Genomic DNA, 18,142 nt, shown 5'->3' with positions numbered 1-18,142 from the left:
TCGGCGGATGAGCGACACCGCGACCGGGCCCGACGAGGAACTGGCCCCCGCCCTGGCCCGGCGACTGTCCTCCGAGTCCGCCGAGGTGCGCCGCGCCGTCGCGGTGCTGGGGGAGCTGCTGTCCGGGGGCAGCCGCAGCACCTCGACGGCCAACGGGTTCGTCGAGACCCACCTGGGACTGCCGCACACCTCGCTGGTCTCCGAGCGCGTGGACCTGACCAACACCCGGGCCGTCTCCGTCGGGGCGGCGCTGGCCGACCTCGTCGAGGCCCACGACGCGGCCCTCGGACCCGTCGAGGACGACGAACCCCCCACGTGGCAACGGATCGACCTGCTCGACGAGCACGTCTCCGTGCCCACCTCGGCGGCCGCGTTCTTCCCCGCCGGCACGGCCAGCACCGCCGACGTCGTGGTGCAGCTGGCCGAGCACGAGTACGAACCGCAGCCGGCCTCGCTGCGTGTCCTGTCCCGCCCCGGCGACCACGGCGCGGCGCGGACCGTCGCGGACGCGCTGCTGGCCACCGCGCGCCGCGACAAGGGTTTCTACCGGGGCCGGGTCCTGCACGCCGACGCCCACCTGCCGCTGAAGCTCAAGCCCACCGCGCTGGGCCCCGGCGGCCGCGACGACCTCGTGCTCCCGGCGCACGTGTGGACGGAGATCGACGCCAACGTCGCGGCGCTGACCAGCCGCGCGGACCTGTTGCGGGACCTGGGGCTGGGCACGAACCGCGGGGTGCTGCTGGCCGGGCCGCCCGGGGTCGGGAAGTCCGCGCTGAGCCGGGTGGTGGCCCGGGAACTGGCGGGGGAGTTCACCGTCATCATCGTCGACGCGGCCGCGGCCTCGACCGTGCTGCGGCAGGTGTACCGGGAGACCACCGACCTCGGCCCCAGCGTCGTCGTGCTGGAGGACGTCGACCTGTACCTGGGGGACCGCAAGGCCGGGGCGCGCGGCACGGCGCTGGCCGACTTCCTCGCCGTCCTCGACGGCACCGAGGAGTACCGCGACGTGCTGACGATCGCGAGCACCAACGACCCCGCGGCCCTGGACGCCGCCGCCACCCGCTCGGCCCGCTTCGACGCCGTCGTCCACCTCGGCCCACCGGACCGGGAGGCCTGCGAGGCGATCCTGCGCCGGCTGCTGGGGCGCTTCGGGGACTCCGCCGTCGACTGCGCCGCCGTCGCCGCGCACCTGCCGCCGGCGGTCACGGGAGCCGACCTGCGGGAGGTCGTGCGCCGCACCGTCCTGGGGCGCGGGGCCGACCTGACGACGGAGGCGGTGCTGCAGGTGGTGCGCGAGGGCCGGTGGCAACCGGCCCCGCTGACCGGCAACTACCTCTGAGCCGCCCGCCCCGGGGGACCGGGCGACGTCAGCGCGCGGCCTCCGCGGCCTCGTCGTACCGGTCACCCACCTCGACCCGGTCGTACACCTCCTGCGCGACGCCGACCTCCACGGTGTCGCCGTCGTCCTCGGCGACGGTCAGCTCCCACTCCTCCGCCTCGTGGGTGGTCGTGGGGACGGTCTTGCACTTCGTCGTCTTCGTCCCCGTGGAGGAGGTGGACGTGGTGCAGTCCTTGCGGGTGCCGTGCTTGGTCTCGGCCGCGTCGTGCTCCTTGGCGGTGACCGTCCCCACGACCGGGTCCCCGCAGGCGGACAGCGTCAGGGCGGCGGCGGCCAGGACGACGGCGGTGAGCGAACGGGGGCGGTTCACGGGGAGTTCTTCCTCTCGTCGGCGGCGGTGCCTGCGGACTCTAACGGCGCCGACCCCCTGGGCGGGACCGGTTTTCGCAGACCCGTCCCCCGTGGTGACCCCAGCGGGACGGCCCACCACCGCAGCGTCACCGACGACGCCTCCCGGCCTCAGCCGAGGAAACCCTCCACGTCCATGACGCCGCCCGCGGCCTCGAACTCCGCCCGGACGGCGGCCAGCAGGCCGGGGTCGGCGAGCACGTCCAGGGCGGTCAGCGCCAGCCCGACCGCCCCGTCGAGCACGGCCGCGTCGGCGGCCGGGGACGCCGCGGCCGCCGCGAACGCGGCCGTGTGCAGGGACACGCCGGGGGAGGCGACGGCGAGCATCGGGTGGATGGCGGGCACCCGCACGCTCACGTTGCCCAGGTCGGTGGAGCCGGTCAGGGTCGTCGGGACGACCCCCGGCGGCAGCGACGTCCGCCCGCGCCGGGCCTGGTGGGCGGTCCAGCGCGCGGCCAGTCCCAGGTTCGCCCGGATCGGCAGGTACGCCGGCTGCCGGTCCCACTCCAGGTCCACCCCCGTGCCCGTCATCGCCGCCGCCGCCCGCAGGACCACGTCCACCCGCGCGCACAGGTCGGCCAGCGTCGCCGGTGCGGCCGAGCGCACGTAGTACTCCGCGACGGCCCGGTCGGGCACGACGTTGGGGCGCTGCCCGCCGTCCAGGACGATCCCGTGGACCCGGTCGTCGGGCGTGATGTGCTGGCGCAGCATCGCGATCCCGTTGTAGCCCGCGACGACGGCGTCCAGCGCGTTGCGGCCCATGAACGGCTGCGCCGCGGCGTGCGCGGCGACCCCGTGGTACGTCGCCCGCACCTGCCGCCGCCCCAGGAACGGCTGCGCGGCGACGTCGTAGGAGAACGGGTGCAGCATCACGACGGCGTCGACCCCCTCGAACGCCCCCGCGCGGGCCAGGAACTCCTTGCCGCCCCCGCCCTCCTCGGCCGGGGTGCCCAGCAGCACCGCCGTCCCGCCGACCGCGCCCGAGCGCAGGGCGTGGGCCAGGCCGAGGAACGCGCCGACGGCCGTGGCGCAGATGACGTTGTGCCCGCAGCCGTGCCCCAGGCCCGGCAGCGCGTCGTACTCGGCGAGCACCGCCACCGTCGGCCCGTCCCCGTGCGAGACCGACGCCCGCAGCGCGGTGCCCACGCCGTGCACCCCGACCTCGGCCTCGACCCCGTGCCGGGCCAGCAGGTCCGCGACGGCCCGCACCGACCGGTGCTCGGCGAACGCCTCCTCGGGGTGGGCGTGCAGGTCGTGGCTGAGGGCCAGCAGGTCGCCCGCCACGGCCTCCACCGCGGCCTCGGTGGCGTCCAGCACGGGTGCCGGCGCCCCGCGGTGCACCGACGTCAGCGGCGCCGCGGTGGCCGCGGCCCGCTCGATGCCCGCCCGGACGCCCTCCAGGTACGACCCGTCGGGGGTGGTGGGCCGGGCCGGGACCGGCGCGGTCAGGACGTCGCGGGCGCGGGTCCACAGCAGCGACCCGCCGGCGTCGGCGACGACGTGCCGCCGCGACCCCGGGACGCGGGCGTGCAGCCGTTCGCCGTGGTCGGGGGAGTGGACGCCGGAGGCGTCGTGCGCGCCGAACCACAGGTCCACCGGCAGGGTCAGGGAACCCACGTCGAACGGCCACGGCGCCATCGCCAGGAGGGTGTCGCGGGCGTACCCGGCGGCCGACTGCGCGAAACCCTCCGCCAGCGCCCCGGAGTACGCGGCGGCGAAACCCGGCTGCCGGTACACCCGCGCGTCCAGGTCCGACGACCCCTGGAGCACGAGGTCCCACATCGACGCGGCGTCCACCGCCTCCAGCTGCGCCCGCACGCCCCGCGGGTCGTCCCGGCAGGCGGCGCAGAACCGCAGCACGGCGGGGTCGGCGCGTTCGGCGGTCACCGGGTCCGCGAAGTCGTCGGTCCCCGACACGACGCTCAGACGCGACAGGAAACCCGCTGCGGCGCAAGCGAAGCCGAACACCGAACCCTGCGAGAACGCGACCCCGTGGACGTCGCTCAGCCCGCGGTCGGCGACGAGCGCGGCGACGTCGGCGGCCGCGTCGTCCAGCGTCCAGCCCGGCGCCGGGTCCGAGGCGCCCAGGCCCGGCCGGTCCCAGGAGACCAGCCGGACGCCCAGCCCGTCGAGCAGGTGGGTGCCGAAACCCAGCGACCGGCCGGTCGCCGCGCCGGGGAACAGCAGGACGGCCCGGCCCGTCGCCGGCCCCCACTCGCTCCACGCCAGCGACCGGCCGTCCGGCAGCGTCGTCGTGCCCAGCCGGTCCGGGGGAGCGGTGCCCAGGTCGTCCACCCGGGCACAGTACCGATCGCCCCGGTGCGCGCTGCGAGGTCCGCGGCGACCCCGCGACCGCGACCGCGACCCGTCCGCTCCCGGCCCGGCCCGGCCAGCCGGGCGCGAGCGGAGCCGCGTGCCTAGGGTGGCGCCGTGAGCGACCTCCCCGTCCCCGCCGGCACCGTCCCCGCCGCCCGCGCCCGCATCAGCCTGTGGGGCGGCGCCCCCTGGGCCGACCCCGACCGCCGCGACGAGGCCCGCGCCGCCGCGCGGGACGTGGAGGCCCTGGGGTACTCCCGCATCTGGGTCTCCGGCGGCTTCGACCCCGGGGTGCACCCGGTGTTCGGGCTGCTGCTGGGGGCCACCGAGGAGATCGGCGTGGCCAGCGGCATCATCAGCGTCTACGCCGCGACCCCCGAGGAGACCGGGCGGGGTTTCGCGGAACTGGAGCACGAGCACCCCGACCGCTTCCTGCTGGGGCTGGGCAACAGCCACGCCGCCATCGTCGAGCGGTCCGGGGCCGACTACGCCAAGCCGTACTCCCGCACCGTGGAGCACCTCGACGCGCTCGACGCCGCGGGGTCCGTCCCCGTCCGGCGCCGCGCGCTGGCCGCGCTGGGTCCGCGGATGCTGCGCCTGGCGCGCGATCGCGCCCTCGGCGCGCACCCGTACTTCACGACGCCCGCGCACACGTCGTCCGCGCGCCAGGTGCTGGGGCAGGGGCTCCTGCTGGCCCCCGAGGTCGCGGTCGTCCTGGAGGAGGACCCGGTCCGGGCCCGGGAGATCGCCCGCCGCCACACCACGGGGTACCTCGCCCTGCCGAACTACACGAACAACCTGCGCCGCTTCGGCTACGGCGACGAGGACTTCGCCGACGGCGGCAGCGACCGGCTGGTCGACGAGCTCGTCCCGTGGGGTTCCACGGCCACCGTCGTGGCCGGGATCGCCCGCCACGTCGACGCCGGCGCCGACGAGGTCGCCGTCCAGGTGCTCACCGCCACCGGGCAGGAGTTCCCCCTCGCGCAGTGGGGCGACCTCGCCCGCGCCCTCATCGGCTGACCCGGGCCCTCCCGGCGGCGGGGACGGGCGCTGGCGCGCCCGTCCCCGTCCCGTCCCCGGCCCGCGCGGTCTCAGGTCTGCGGCGGCCCCGCGATCGCGGCCACCGGGCGCTCCAGCGCCGTGCCCGACCCGTCGCGCCGGCCCCGCGCCTCCGGCAGCGCGACCGCCGTCCCGGTGGACGTGGCCGCCTCCGCCGGGCTCGCCCCGGCCCACGCCAGCAGCAGCGTGTCCTCCCCGCGGGCGAACCGGTGGCAGCGGACCCCGCCGGTGGCGCGGCCCTTGGGCGGGTACTCCGACAACGGGGTGACCTTCGCCGACCCGACCTGCGAGGCGCCGCCGGCGGAGTCCCCGGCGATCGTCACGACCACCGGGTCGGCCGCGTCCGGCGCCACCGCCGTCATCGTCACCACCCGCGCCCCGGCGGACAGCTTGACGCCCGCCATCCCCGCCGCGCCCCGGCCCTGCGGGCGCACCAGCGAGGCCGGGAACCGCAGGAGCTGCGCGTCGGTCGTGATGAAGACGAGTTCCTCCTCGCCGGTGGACAGCGCCACCGCCGCGACGACCTCGTCCTTCTGCCGCGCGGTGAGGTCCTTCAGCGCGATCACGTCGACCTCGGGCTTGTTGCCCAGGGGTTCGAGCACGACGCGCTTGACGACGCCGGTGGCCGTGGCCAGCGCGAACCCCGGGTCGTCGGGGTCCTCCACGCCGGCCACCGGCAACGGCACGATCGTCAGCGCGCGCTCGCCCTTGCCGAACGTCACGAACTCCTTCACCCCGGTGCCGCCGGACAGGTTCGGCCGCCCCGCCACCGGCGGCAGCGTCGGCAGTTCCAGCACCGACACCCTCACGAGCCGGCCGGCGGAGGTCAGCACCCCCACGTCACCGCGCGCCGTCGCCGGGGCCGCCGCCACCACCAGGTCGTGCCGCGACCGGCGCCCCTCGGTCCCCAGCGGTTCCACCGAGCTCGTCCGGGCCAGCAGGCCCGTGGAACTCATCAGGACCCAGCACGGGTCGTCCTCGATCTCCAGCTGGGTCGCCGACGCCGAGGGGGAGGGACCCGAGGACGTCAGCAGCACCGTGCGGCGCGGCGTCCCGTGCTCGGCGGCCACCTGCCCCAGCTCGTCGCTGACCAGCGTCCGCAGCTTCGTCTCGTCGGCCAGGATCGACTCCAGGCCGGCGATCACGGCGCGCAGCTCGGCCTGCTCGCGCTCCAGCTCCAGCCGGGAGAACCTCGTCAGCCGCCGCAGCTGCATGTCCAGGATGTACCGGCCCTGGTCCTCCGACAGCGAGAACCGCTCCACCAGGCGGGCCAGCGCGCTCGCCGCGTCGTCGGAGGACCGGACGATCGCGATGACCTCGTCGATGTCGACGATCGCCAGGAGCAGGCCGTCGACCAGGTGCAGCCGGTCGCGCGCCTTGTCGAGCCGGAACTGCGTCCGGCGGCGCACCACGTCCACGCGGTGCCCGATGAACACCTCGAGCAGTTCCTTCAGCCCCAGCGTGCGCGGCTGCCCCTCGACGAGGGCGACGTTGTTGATGCCGAACGTCTCCTCCATCGGCGTCAGCCGGTACAGGTGCTCCAGCACGGCCTCGGGGACGAAACCGTTCTTCACCTCGATGACCAGCCGCATGCCCTTGTGCCGGTCGGACAGGTCCGTGACGTCGGCGATGCCCTGCAGGCGCTTGTTCTTGACGTTGTCGGCGATCTTCTCGACGAGGCGCTCGGGGCCGACGCCGTAGGGCAGCTCGGTGACCACGATGCCCTGGCGGCGGCCGATCTTCTCGATCTTCACCGTCGCCCGGGTGCGGAACGTCCCGCGCCCGTTCGCGTACGCGTCCTTGATGCCCTCCAGGCCGACGACCCGCCCACCGGTCGGGAAGTCCGGGCCCGGCACGAAGCGCATCAGCGCGGGCAGGTCCGCGCCCGGGTGCTTGATCAGGTGGCGCGCCGCGTTGACGACCTCGACGAGGTTGTGCGGCGGCATGTTCGTCGCCATCCCGACCGCGATCCCGCTGGCCCCGTTGACGAGCAGGTTCGGGAACGCCGCGGGCAGGACCCCCGGTTCCTTCAGGCGGTCGTCGTAGTTCGGGACGAAGTCGACGACGTCCTCGTCCAGGCCCGTCGTCATGAGCAGCGCGGCCGGTGCCATCCGCGCCTCGGTGTACCGCTGCGCGGCCGGGCCGGCGTCCAGGGAACCGAAGTTCCCGTGCCCGTCGACCAGCGGCAGCCGCATCGTGAACGGCTGCGCCTGGCGGACCAGCGCGTCGTAGATCGCGACGTCGCCGTGCGGGTGCAGTTTCCCCATGACCTCGCCGACCACGCGGGCCGACTTCACGTGCGCCCGGGCCGGGACCAGCCCCATGTCCTGCATCATGTACAAGATCCGGCGCTGCACCGGTTTCAGCCCGTCCCGGGCGTCGGGCAGCGCCCGCGAGTAGATGACCGAGTAGGCGTACTCCAGGAACGCGCCCTGCATCTCCTGCTCGACGTCGATGTCGACGATCCGTTCGGGGACGTCGGACGGCGGAGGAGCGGATCGGCTGGGCATGCCGTCATTCTGCCGCCCCGCCGGGCCTCAGCCGTTCCAGGGCACGCCGAACCGCCCCTCGTGCACCGCGTCGGCCACCGTCCGGCGGTGCCGCCGCGAGGGCCGCGACGCCTCGTCCGGCGCCGCGTGCCCCACCGTCACCGCCGCCACGAACCGCCGGTCGCCCGGCACGCCGAAGGCCTCCCGCAGCGCCGGGAGCGCCGCCGACGGCACCCCGAACAGGCACGCGCCCAGACCCGCGTCGACGGCCGCCAGCAGCACCAGCAGCCCCGCCATCCCCGTGTCGACGTCGGGCCAGGACACCTCCCAGGTGGCCGCGTCCCGGTCCGGGCCCGGCTTGTCCGGCGCGGCGTACCGGCGCGCGTACGCCCCCGGGTCGGCCAGCAGCAGCACCACCACCGGCGCCGTCCGCATGCCGCTCAGCCAGGCGTCGGCCGGGCCCGGGCCCGCCGTGGCGGCCCAGAACCGCTCCCGGTCCGCGGCCGAGCGCAGCACCAGCAGGTCCCGGCCCTGGCTGTTGCCCGCGCTCGGGGCCCGCAGCCCCGCCGCCAGGACCCGGCGCAGCACGGCGTCCTCCACCGGCGCCCCGTCGTACCGCCGGACCATGCGCCGGCCCCGCAGGACCTCCCCGAACTCCACGGGCCCATCGTCCTAGGATCAAGGGCATGCCGCTGCCGCCCGTGGGCTACCCGACCCGGTGGGAGGCCGACGTGGCCCTGCGGGACGGCGGGACGGCCCACGTCCGCCCCATCCGCCCCGACGACGCCGACGCCGTCGCGGCCTTCCACGAGCGCCAGTCCGAGGAGTCGCGGTACTTCCGCTTCTTCGCCCCCATGCCGCGCCTGTCGCGCCGCGACCTGGCCCGCTTCACCCAGGTCGACCACGTCGACCGCGTCGCCCTCGTGGCCACCGTCGGGCAGGACATCGTCGGCATCGCCCGCTTCGACGCCGCCCCCGTCCGGCCCGGCCGCCCCCGCTCGGCCGAGGTCGCCTTCAACATCTCCGACGCCCACCAGGGCCGCGGCCTGGGCTCGGTCCTGCTCGAGCACCTGGCCGCCGCCGCCCGCGAGCGCGGCATCCGCCGCTTCACCGCCGACGTCCTGCCCACCAACGCCAAGATGATCGGCGTCTTCCGCGAAGCCGGGTTCGAGGTGCGGCAGGGCTACGTCGACGGCGTCCTGGACGTCTCCTTCGACATCGACGCCACCGAGCGCTCCGTCGACGTCATGCGCGCCCGCGAGCAGCGCGCCGAGGCCCGCAGCGTCACGGCCCTGCTCACGCCCAAGTCCGTCGTCGTCGTCGGCGCCCGGCGCACCCCCGGCACCGTCGGGCACCGGCTCCTGGCCGACCTGGTCTCCGGCGGCTTCACCGGCGCCGTGCACGCCGTGAACGCCGCCGGCGCCGGCGAGGAGCTCCTCGGCGTCCGGCTGCTGCCCTCGGTGCGCGACGTCGGCGAACCCGTCGACCTCGCCGTCATCGCCGTCGCCCCCGCCGCCACCCTGGCCGCCGTGCGCGACTGCGCCGCCGCCGGGGTGCGCGGCCTCGTCGTGGTCTCCAGCGGGTTCGCCGAGACCGGCCCCGAGGGCGTCGAGCTGCAGCGCGAGCTCGTCCGCATCGCCCGCGCCAACGGCATGCGCGTCATCGGGCCCAACTCCTTCGGCGTCGTCAACACCGCCCCCGACGTCCGGCTCAACGCCTCCCTGGCCCAGGAGGTCCCCCCGCCGGGCCGCTTCGGCCTGTTCAGCCAGTCCGGGGCGCTCGCCGTCACCGTCCTCAGCTCCGCGCACCGCCGCGGCCTGGGCATCTCCACCTTCGTCTCCGCCGGCAACCGCGCCGACGTCTCCGGCAACGACCTCATGCAGTTCTGGCACGACGACGAGGCCACCGCCGCCGTCGGCCTCTACCTCGAGAGCGTCGGCAACCCCCGCAAGTTCAGCCGCGTCGCCCGCGGCCTGGCCCGGCGCAAACCCGTCATCGTCGTGAAGTCCGGCGCCTCCGGCTTCGGCGTCCCGCCCGGGCACACCGTGCGGCGCTCGCAGGTGCCCTTCGAGGTCGTGGACTCGATGCTGCGCCAGGCCGGGGTCATCCGCGTCGAGAACGTCCACCAGCTCTTCGACGTCGCCCAGGTCGCCGTCGAGCAGCCCCTGCCCGCCGGGTCCCGCATCGCGATCGTCGGCAACTCCGACGCCCTGGGCACCCTGGCCGCCGACGCCTGCGTCAGCTGGGGCCTGCAGGTCGTGCACGGCCCCACCTCCGTGCACCCCGAGGCCGGCGTCGACGTCTTCACCGACGCGCTGCGCCGCGCCTTCGCCGACCCGCAGGTCGACGCCGTCGTCGCCAGCTGGGTCCCGCCGACGGCCACCGTCGACGCCGCCGTGGCCACCGCCGTGGCCCGCACCGCCGCCGAGGGCGGCAAGACGTGCGTCACCTGCTTCCTCGGCACCCGCTCGGTCTCCGCCGCCCGGGTGGGGGTCCTGGGCTCGGACGCCACCGAGGACGACTGCCCCACCGTCCCCAGCTTCCCCACCCCCGAGGACGCCGTCCGGGCGCTCGCGGCCGTCGTGCGGTACTCCGACTGGCGCCGCAAGGACCGCGGCCACCCCGTGGCCCCCGAGGGCGTCGACCTGCCGCTGGCCCGCGCGGTCGTGGAGCACGCGCTCGCCGAGCACCCCGAGGGCACCACGCTGGGCCGGGAGGCCCGGGCGGCGCTGCTGGAGGCCGTCGGGATCGCGCTGCTGCCGCGGGCCGAGGTGGGCGACGTCGAGGAGGCCGTCGAGGCCGCCGAGCGGTTCGGGTGGCCGGTGGCCCTCAAGACCGTCGGCGAGGAGCTCGCCGGCCGCCAGGACCTGCGCGGGGTGCGGCTGGGGCTGTCGAGCCCCGAGGCGCTGCGCGGGGCCGTGCGGGAGATGCGCGACGTCTTCGGCGCCGCGGCCCGGACCCTGGCGGTCCAGCCGATGGCGGCCCTGGGGGTGCCGTGCCTGGTGCGCAGCACCGAGGACCCTCTGTTCGGGCCGGTGCTCGCGTTCGGCGTCGAGGGCGACCCCATCGACCTGATGGGCGACGTCGCCTACCGGATCCCGCCGCTGACCGACGTCGACGTGGCCGACCTCGTCGGGTCGATCAAGGCGGCCCCCAAGCTGTTCGGGCACCGCGGCTCACCGCGGCTGGACGTCCCGGCCCTGCAGGACGTCATCGCCCGCGTCGCCGTGCTCGCCGACGCCGTCCCGGAGATCGCCGAGCTGCGGCTGACCCCGGTGCTGGTCGCCGAGCGGGGCGCGACCTGCCTGGACGTGGTGGTCCGGGTGGCCTCCCCGCAGGGCCGCGCCGACCCCGACCGCCGGACCCTGCCCCTCTAGCCGTGCGGGATGATGGGGGGATGCGCGACCGCACCGACACCCGTGCCGGGTCCGACCTCCCGGTCGCCCTGCTGAAGGACCTCGAGCGAGCCGGGTACTACCCCGACCTCGTGGCCGACTGCCTGCGGACCTCCGTGGCCGGCGAACCGGTCCAGGCCCACCTGGTCCACCCCGAGACGACCTTCGACGCCAACGAGGTGCGGCGGCACGTCACCGTGCTCGCCACGACCCCCACGCGCCTCGTCGTCGCGCACGCCGACGACCACGGCCCGGACGACACCGCCACCGAGCCGTACGCCGTCTGCTCGACCGAGTCGGTGCCGCTGTCGCGGGTCACCTCGGTCGTGGTCTCCCAGGTCGTCACCCGCCCCGCCGACCACCGCCCCGGCGGCACCCCCACCGAGGTCAGCCTGACGCTGGGCTGGGGCGCGCTGCACCGCGTCGACCTCGAGCCGGCGTCCTGCCCCGACCCGGACTGCGAGGCCGACCACGGCTACACGGGGTCGCTGACCGGCGACGACCTGACGGTGCGGATCGCCAGCGCGGCCGAGGGGGCCGCCGCGGTCACGGCCGCGCTGGACTTCGCCCGCGCGCTGTCGGCCGTCACCGCGCGCTGACCGTGCCCACCCCCGCCGGCCTGCCCGCCCCCGCGTACGGCCGGGACACCCTGGCCGACCTGCTGCCCGCCGTCGGCCGCGCGCTGGGGGTGGCCGAGCTCGACGACGCCGGCGCCGAGCTGCGGCTGCCCGCCGCCGACCGCGTGTGCCTGGTCCTGGTCGACGGGATGGGCGAGCTGCTGCTCGCCGCCCGCTCCGGGCACACCGGCACGATGCGGCGCTGGCGCTCGGACGGCCTGCACCGCGTCCTGACCGCCGGGTTCCCCACCACGACCGCCACGAGCATGGGCCTGCTGGGCACCGGGCTCGCCCCGGGCGGGCACGGGCTCGTGGGCTACGAGGTGCTCGACCCCGACCGCGACCGGCTCCTCAACGAGCTGCAGTGGGACGCCGACGTCGACCCCCGCCGCTGGCAGCCGCACCCGACGCTGTTCCAGCGGGTGGCCGCCGCCGGGGTCGACGTCGTCCGCGTCGCCCCGCCGCACTTCGACGGCTCGGGGCTGACCGAGGCCGCGCTGCGCGGCGGCCGGTTCGTGGGGACCCCCGAACGCCTCGAGGCCCGCGTCGACGCGGCCGTCACCGCGGTCCGCTCCGCGCCCCGGCAGCTCACCTACCTGTACTGGGGCAAGCTCGACCACACCGGGCACGGCGCCGGGGTGGACTCGGGGGAGTGGACCGCCGAGCTCGAACGGGTCGACGAGGCCCTGGCCGCCCTGGCCCGCCGGCTGCCGCGCGGCACCCTGCTGGTGGTCACCGCCGACCACGGCATGGTCGACGTCCACGCCCCGCGGCGCCTCGACCTGGCCGCCGAACCCGGGCTCCTGGCCGGGGTGCGGCACTGCGGCGGGGAACCGCGCACCGTGCAGCTGTACACCGAACCCGGTGCGGCGCAGCAGGTCGCCGAGCAGTGGGCGCGCCGGCTGGGCGCCTCGGCCGAGGTCCTGCTGCGGGAGCAGGCCGTCGCGGCCGGCTGGTTCGGCCCGGTCGAGGACCGCGTCGGCGGCCGCATCGGCGACGTCCTGGCCGTCATGCGCGACGACATCGCCGTGGTGAACTCGGCCACGATGCGCCCGGAGACCCTGCGGCTCATCGGTCAGCACGGCGCCCTGTCCGACGCCGAACGGCTCGTGCCGCTGTTCACCGTGCCCTGCTGACCTGCGGCTAGGTTGCCGGGGTGCGCCCCGTACCCCGTCCCGTCCCCGGCGACCGGACGCAGGGGCCGTCCCCGCACCGGGCCCGCGCCGCCGTCGTCGTCCTCTTCTTCACCGCCGGGGCGGTGATGGGCGGCTGGTCCGGGCGCATCCCCACCGTCAAGGCCCAGCTCGGGCTGGACGACGCCCGGTGGGGTCTGGTCGTCCTGGCGATGCCGCTGGGCACGCTGCTGGCGCTGCTCGTCCTGACCCGGGTCATCGCCCGCACCGGCCCGCGCGTCCTGGCCCTGCCCGGGGCCGCGCTGCTCCTGCTCACGGCCCCGCTGGCCGCCGGGTCGTCCTCGGTCGCGGTCCTCGCCGCGGCGCTGGCGGTGCAGGGCTGCGCCACCGGACTGCTCTTCGGTCCGATGAACGCGCTCGCGGTCACCGTCGAACGCCGCTACGGCCGCAGCATCATGTCCTCGTTCCACGCCTGGTTCAGCATCGGGCAGCTGGGCGGGGGACTGGCCGGGGTGCTCGCCGGCCGCCTGGGCACCGCGCCCTGGCAGCAGCTCGTCGTCTGCCACGTGGTGCTCGCGGTCGCCCTGTGCTGCACCGCCTCCGCCGTCCCCCGCGCACCGCGCCCGGCGGCCGCACCGGGCGGTGCCGGCGGGCGCCGGGCGCGGGGGCGCCCCACGCGGCAGATCGTCCTGCTCGCCGTCATCGCCCTGCTCGGGGCGGTGACCGAGGGGTCGGCCGTCCAGTGGAGCGCGCAGTACTCGGTCTCGATCGGCGCGAGCGTCGCCACCGGGTCGCTCACGCTGGTGTGCTTCTCGCTGTCCATCGCCCTGACCCGCACGGTCGGGGACCGGCTCGTCGACGTCCTGGGGCGGGTGCGGTTCCTGCGGATCTCCGCGCTCACGACCGCCGCCGGGGTCCTGCTGGCCGTCGCGGGCGGGTCCGTGCCCACCGCGCTGGCCGGGTTCGCCCTCGTCGGCGTCGGGTGCGGCTGCGTGTTCCCCACCGTGATGGGCCTGGCCGGGAACCAGCCGGGCATCGCCCCCGGCCGCGCCGTGACGTTCGTGAACCTCGGGGAGTGGCCGGCGTTCTTCGTCGGCCCACCCCTCGTCGGCTTCCTCGCCGAGGCGTTCTCGCTGCGGGCCGCCCTCGGGGCCCTCGTCGTGACGTCGCTGCTCGTGGCCGCGCTCGCCGGCCGGGTCCGCGTCCCCGCCGCGGACCCCGCCGTCGGCGGGCTCAGTCCTTCTTCGTCCCGAACATGATGTCGTCCCAGCTCGGGACGCTCGACCGCTTCGAGGCGGGGGAGCCGCGGCGGGCGGAACGGTTGCGGCGCTGCGGGTTCGGCGTGGGCACGGGGTCGGCGGGGGCCGGTCCGGCGGTGTCCTCGGCGGTGCCCTCGGCGGTGTCCTCGGCGGTCGTGCCCCCGGCGCCGGGGTCCTCGGCGGCGGGGACCGCGTCCGCGAGCGCCCGGTCGTCGGCCGGCGGCGTCCCGGTCCCGTCGACCTCGGCGGCGCCGCGGGCCCGGTCGAACCCGCCGCCCGCGCCGGTCGCCGCGTCGTCGTCCGCGTCGTCGTCCGCCTCGCCCGTGCCGTCGTCGGGTTCGAGGTGGGCGTCGGGCAGCACGGTGCGGTCGACCACGTCGCCGGGGGAGGAGGCCGCCGGGTGCGCCGGCGGCGGATCGGCCGTCAGGGCGTCGGTGCGCGGGGCCACGGCCGCGCTGCCCTGCCCGGGCGGGGCGGACTGCCCGGGCCGGACCCCGCGGGCGGACTCCAGGGCGTCGAGCAGGACGTCGGTCTGGCTGGTGCGCACCCCGCCGTCGGCCTCGACGTCGTAGACCCGCTCGGCCCCCGGGCGCGGGCCCTCACCGGGCACCGAGACCAGCCGCCGGGCCGGCAGCGGGCCCGGTTCGGCCGGTTCCTCCTCCGACAGCCAGCGCGCCTCGTCGTCGTGCGCGGACAGGACCCGGGCGGCCGGGTCGAAACCCCAGCGCGCCACCCGCCCGCGACCCCCGGCGACGAACTCGCACTGCACGATCCAGCCGCCCTCCTCGGTGCGCCACGCGTCCCAGCGGGCGCCCTCGGGGTCGACGGCCCGCGCGGACAGCCGCGCCACCACGACGTCGTCGAGGCTGCCCGCCAGGGAGGACCGGCCGTAGGGCGTGCGCCGCGCCAGGCCCGTGACGTGCGCGCGCTCGGCCAGCACGGGGCCCTCGTACCGGCGCACGTGCTCCACCGACAGGCCCCCGGCCAGGGCGACCTCCTCGGCCGTCTCCCCGGCACGGATGCGCGCCTGGATGTCCCGTGGCCGCAGCTGCGCCTCCATCTGGATCTGCAACTGCCCCAACCGCGCCCGGTCGCGCCGCACGGCGGCGCGCAGCGCCTCGTCCACCCGCAGTCGGTAGCGACTGCCGTCGGTCGCGACCAGCACGACGTGCTCACCGTCGTCGTGGACCCCGACGAGCCTCAGGTCCTGCATAGGGGGCGCCCTCCCGGAAACGTGATGCGGGCCATCATCGCGGATGCACTCTGCCACCTCCGACGCCGCCTCGGGTGGACCCGGGCGCGGCGACCTGCCCGGGCAGAGGATGATGAGGGCGTGAGCGACGCCACCCCGTACGACGCCGTCCTGCTGCTGTCCTTCGGCGGCCCCGAGGGTCCCGACGACGTCATGCCGTTCCTGGAGAACGTGACGCGCGGGCGGGGCATCCCCCGCGAGCGCCTGGAGGACGTCGCCGAGCACTACCTGCACTTCGGCGGCAAGAGCCCCATCAACGACCAGAACAAGGAGCTGCTGGCGCAGCTGCGCACCGAGCTCGACGCGCGCGGCCTGACCGGGCTGCCCCTGCTGTGGGGCAACCGCAACTGGGCCCCCTACGTCACCGACGTGCTGCGCGAGGCCCACGAGAGCGGCGTCCGCCGGGTGCTGACGGTCTTCACCAGCGCCTACTCGTCCTACTCCAGCTGCCGGCAGTACCGCGAGGACCTCGGCAAGGCCCTCGCCGCCCTCGCCGAGGAGGGCCGGTACCTGGCCGTCGACAAGATCCGGCACTACTTCAACCACCCGGCCTTCACCGACGTCAACGCCCGCGGCGTCGCGCAGGCGCTCGAGCAGCTGCCCGAGGCCGCCCGCGCCGGCGCCCGCGTCGTGTTCGTCACCCACAGCGTCCCCGACGCCATGAACGACGCCTCGGGTCCGCCGGCGGCCGGGGGCGGGGCGTACGTGCGCCAGCACCTCGACGTCGCGGCCGAGGTCGCGCGCCGCGCCTCGGCCCTGGCCGGGCGCGAGGTGGCCTGGGACCTCGCCTACTGCTCGCGCAGCGGCCCGCCGACCCAGCCCTGGCTCGAACCGGACGTGAACGACCACCTGCGCGCCCTGCACGCCGACGGCGTCCCCGGGGTCGTCGTGGCGCCCATCGGGTTCGTCAGCGACCACATGGAGGTCAAGTTCGACCTCGACACCGAGGCCCGGGAGACCGCGGAGGAGATCGGCCTGCCGTTCGCCCGCGCGGCGACCGTGGGCGCCCACGAGCAGTTCGTCGCCGGGCTGGTGGACCTGATCGAGGAGCGGGCCGCGCAGGCCCGCGGCGCGGCCCCCGAGCAGCCGGCGACCGGCGGCCTCGGCCCGTCGCACACCGTGTGCCCGGTGGACTGCTGCCGCAACCTGCGCGCGCAGGTGCCGGCCGCGACGGGCGAGGACTACCGCGCCCCGGCCCCGGCCTGAGCGGTGCCGACCCCCGAGCCCGCCGAGCTGCGGGACCTGGCCGTGCGGGTCGCGACCGCCGCGGGTGAGCTGATCTCCCACGGGCGGCCCGACCGGGTCGAGGTCGCCGCCACGAAGTCCAGCCCCACCGACGTCGTGACGGCCATGGACACCGCCTCCGAGCAGCTGCTGCGCCAGCACCTGCGCGACGCCCGCCCCGACGACGGGTTCCTCGGCGAGGAGGGCGGCCACGAGGCCGGTACGAGCGGCCTGACGTGGGTCGTCGACCCCATCGACGGCACGGTGAACTACCTCTACGGCCTGCGGTCGTACGCGGTGAGCGTCGCCGTCGTCCGCGCGCAGGGCCGCCCGGACCCGGCCACGTGGACCGTGCTGGCCGGGGCGGTGGTCGACCCCTCCGCGGGGGAGACCTGGACCGCCGCGCTCGGGGTGGGAGCGACCCTGTCCGACGCCCGGGGGACCCGGGAGCTGCGCTGCGGCGACGGTCCCGCGCTGGGGCAGGCGCTGGTGGCGACGGGCTTCAGCTACGACGCGCAGCGGCGCGCCGAGCAGGCCGCGGTGCTGGCGGGTCTGCTGCCGCGCGTGCGCGACCTGCGCCGGGTCGGGACGGCGTCGCTGGACCTGTGCTCGGTGGCCGCCGGCCGCGTCGACGCCTACTACGAGCGGGGCCTGAACCCGTGGGACTTCGCGGCGGGGTGGCTGATCGCCCGGGAGGCGGGCGCGGTCGTCACCGACTTCTCCGGGGCCGCCGCGGGCAGCCACGGCCTGCTGGCCGCGGGCCCGGGCCTGCACCCGGCGCTGCGGGCGGCGCTGGAGCTGGGCTGAGCGGACGCGGAAGAGCCTGACCCTCGGGTCGAGGGTCAGGCTCTCCGCGCTCAGCTGGTCGGGCGGGGTGTCACGCCGGGGCGCACGCGGCGGGCGTCGTGAGGTGCGTGGCGGTGAGGTCGATGACCCCGTGCTGGTTGCGGGCGAGGTACTCGACGGTGTCGGGCAGCGCCACGTCGTGGGCGCTGGCGAGCTCCACGAGCCCCTCGAGGTCGTCCAGGAGGGCCTGGGCGAGGTCGTCGTCGCCTGCGGCGGCGGCGGAGTCGATCGTGGCGCGGGTGCGCCGGACGCGATCGGAGAGCTCGGCCACGAACGCCGGTGACGTGTCGGTCGCGGCGGTCGTCGGCGTGGACGCCTCGGTGGACGTCGGGACGGACGTGGGGTCGACGGACGTGCTGGTTTCGGTCACGGGCACGGCACCTCCCTGCGGCTGTCGGGAGCTCCTCACGGCCTCGCGCTCGGGAACGGGCTCCGGGGAGCGCGGGTCGAACGGCCGGATCGGCGGGGACGTGAGCACACTACGTCGCCGGCGGCGCTCGTCCAACTCCTCGAGTGTCCGGTTGTGGACGGTCAAATGCGTTGCGTGAGCGGGGATGTGACCGCTGGGACGACAGTGCGCTCCCGTGGGTGGCGGCGCAGCGGCGCCGCGGCGGCGGTGGCGGCGCCCCCGGCCCGCGACCCGCCCCGGTTCGAACGTCGCACGCCGGTAGGTCATGATGCGTGCTCGCTCACGCTCGACACGGGCGTGGGAACGGGTGGGGACGAGCAGGGCCGGGCATGGAACGGGCGGTCGGGGCGTTGACCCCGCGGCACCGGGCACCCGGTGGCTGCACGACGAGACGGC

General features: G+C 76.5%; 14 protein-coding genes. 8 read left to right on the top strand and 6 right to left on the bottom strand.

The window, feature by feature from the left end:
• The first annotated feature begins 7 nt into the window (after positions 1 to 7).
• Positions 8 to 1,339: an ATP-binding protein gene (locus ACRYRX_RS17785; protein ID WP_432513941.1), complete on the top strand. Its 1,332-nt coding sequence runs from the start codon at positions 8 to 10 to the stop codon at positions 1,337 to 1,339.
• A gap of 28 nt (positions 1,340 to 1,367) precedes the next feature.
• Here the strand turns inward: ACRYRX_RS17785 and ACRYRX_RS17780 are convergent, their stop codons facing one another.
• Together ACRYRX_RS17780 and ACRYRX_RS17775 are read right to left on the bottom strand one after the other, a co-directional pair.
• On the bottom strand, positions 1,368 to 1,709 hold the full coding sequence (locus ACRYRX_RS17780) for a hypothetical protein (RefSeq protein WP_432513940.1): 342 nt from the start codon (positions 1,707 to 1,709) through the stop codon (positions 1,368 to 1,370).
• 149 nt (positions 1,710 to 1,858) lie between these two features.
• Positions 1,859 to 3,196 carry a M20 family metallopeptidase gene (locus ACRYRX_RS17775; RefSeq protein WP_432513980.1) on the bottom strand — a complete coding sequence of 446 codons (1,338 nt, stop codon included), beginning with the start codon at positions 3,194 to 3,196 and terminating at the stop codon, positions 1,859 to 1,861.
• Between the two features lie 981 nt (positions 3,197 to 4,177).
• On the opposite strand from ACRYRX_RS17775, the gene ACRYRX_RS17770 reads away from it, so the two are divergent.
• Positions 4,178 to 5,083, top strand: coding sequence for a TIGR03620 family F420-dependent LLM class oxidoreductase (locus ACRYRX_RS17770; protein WP_432513938.1), 906 nt, complete (start codon positions 4,178 to 4,180; stop codon positions 5,081 to 5,083).
• A gap of 71 nt (positions 5,084 to 5,154) precedes the next feature.
• On the opposite strand, the gene ACRYRX_RS17765 is transcribed toward ACRYRX_RS17770, so the two are convergent.
• Positions 5,155 to 7,632 carry a DNA gyrase/topoisomerase IV subunit A gene (locus ACRYRX_RS17765; protein WP_432513936.1) on the bottom strand — a complete coding sequence of 826 codons (2,478 nt, stop codon included), beginning with the start codon at positions 7,630 to 7,632 and terminating at the stop codon, positions 5,155 to 5,157.
• Positions 7,633 to 7,659: 27 nt separating this feature from the next.
• Entirely contained in the window at positions 7,660 to 8,271 is a 612-nt protein-coding gene (locus tag ACRYRX_RS17760) for a nitroreductase family protein (RefSeq protein ID WP_432513933.1), read from the bottom strand.
• A gap of 26 nt (positions 8,272 to 8,297) precedes the next feature.
• On the opposite strand from ACRYRX_RS17760, the gene ACRYRX_RS17755 reads away from it, so the two are divergent.
• The 4 genes from ACRYRX_RS17755 to ACRYRX_RS17740 are packed head-to-tail and all read left to right on the top strand — an operon-like array spanning position 8,298 to position 14,015.
• A complete protein-coding gene (locus tag ACRYRX_RS17755; protein WP_432513931.1) occupies positions 8,298 to 10,988 on the top strand; it encodes a bifunctional acetate--CoA ligase family protein/GNAT family N-acetyltransferase in 2,691 nt (896 codons plus the stop codon).
• A gap of 20 nt (positions 10,989 to 11,008) precedes the next feature.
• Entirely contained in the window at positions 11,009 to 11,605 is a 597-nt protein-coding gene (locus ACRYRX_RS17750) for a DUF5998 family protein (protein ID WP_432513929.1), read from the top strand.
• Between the two features lie 2 nt (positions 11,606 to 11,607).
• The gene (locus ACRYRX_RS17745) at positions 11,608 to 12,759 is read left to right on the top strand and encodes an alkaline phosphatase family protein (protein WP_432513928.1); all 1,152 of its coding nucleotides are present in this window, start codon (positions 11,608 to 11,610) and stop codon (positions 12,757 to 12,759) included.
• 20 nt (positions 12,760 to 12,779) lie between these two features.
• A complete protein-coding gene (locus ACRYRX_RS17740; RefSeq protein WP_432513926.1) occupies positions 12,780 to 14,015 on the top strand; it encodes an MFS transporter in 1,236 nt (411 codons plus the stop codon).
• Here ACRYRX_RS17740 and sepH read toward each other — a convergent pair.
• Positions 13,990 to 15,228, bottom strand: a complete 1,239-nt coding sequence (sepH, locus tag ACRYRX_RS17735) for a septation protein SepH (RefSeq protein WP_432513925.1) — start codon at positions 15,226 to 15,228, stop codon at positions 13,990 to 13,992. The two genes, ACRYRX_RS17740 and sepH, sit on opposite strands and share 26 nt — an antisense overlap.
• A 120-nt stretch (positions 15,229 to 15,348) precedes the next feature.
• Between sepH and ACRYRX_RS17730 the strand changes: the two genes are divergently transcribed.
• Entirely contained in the window at positions 15,349 to 16,473 is a 1,125-nt protein-coding gene (locus tag ACRYRX_RS17730) for a ferrochelatase (protein ID WP_432513923.1), read from the top strand.
• Between the two features lie 3 nt (positions 16,474 to 16,476).
• Positions 16,477 to 17,298: an inositol monophosphatase family protein gene (locus tag ACRYRX_RS17725; protein WP_432513921.1), complete on the top strand. Its 822-nt coding sequence runs from the start codon at positions 16,477 to 16,479 to the stop codon at positions 17,296 to 17,298.
• A 70-nt stretch (positions 17,299 to 17,368) separates the two neighbouring features.
• Here the strand turns inward: ACRYRX_RS17725 and ACRYRX_RS17720 are convergent, their stop codons facing one another.
• Positions 17,369 to 17,707 carry a hypothetical protein gene (locus ACRYRX_RS17720; protein WP_432513919.1) on the bottom strand — a complete coding sequence of 113 codons (339 nt, stop codon included), beginning with the start codon at positions 17,705 to 17,707 and terminating at the stop codon, positions 17,369 to 17,371.
• Positions 17,708 to 18,142 lie beyond the last annotated feature (435 nt).

It is taken from the genome of Kineococcus lubricus (genome assembly GCF_050871965.1).
Classification (GTDB): Bacteria; Actinomycetota; Actinomycetes; order Actinomycetales; family Kineococcaceae; genus Kineococcus.
The sequence above is the reverse complement of the archived record's forward strand: the minus strand, read 5'-3'. Positions and strand labels throughout refer to the sequence as shown.

What these genes read in the sequence shown, in the direction of transcription:
- ACRYRX_RS17785 (WP_432513941.1), top strand. Translation starts at nt 8, where the DNA reads ATGAGCGACACCGCGACCGGGCCCGACGAGGAACTGGCCCCCGCCCTG.
- ACRYRX_RS17765 (WP_432513936.1), bottom strand. Translation starts at nt 7,632, where the DNA reads ATGCCCAGCCGATCCGCTCCTCCGCCGTCCGACGTCCCCGAACGGATC.
- ACRYRX_RS17755 (WP_432513931.1), top strand. Translation starts at nt 8,298, where the DNA reads ATGCCGCTGCCGCCCGTGGGCTACCCGACCCGGTGGGAGGCCGACGTG.
- ACRYRX_RS17750 (WP_432513929.1), top strand. Translation starts at nt 11,009, where the DNA reads ATGCGCGACCGCACCGACACCCGTGCCGGGTCCGACCTCCCGGTCGCC.
- sepH (WP_432513925.1), bottom strand. Translation starts at nt 15,228, where the DNA reads ATGCAGGACCTGAGGCTCGTCGGGGTCCACGACGACGGTGAGCACGTC.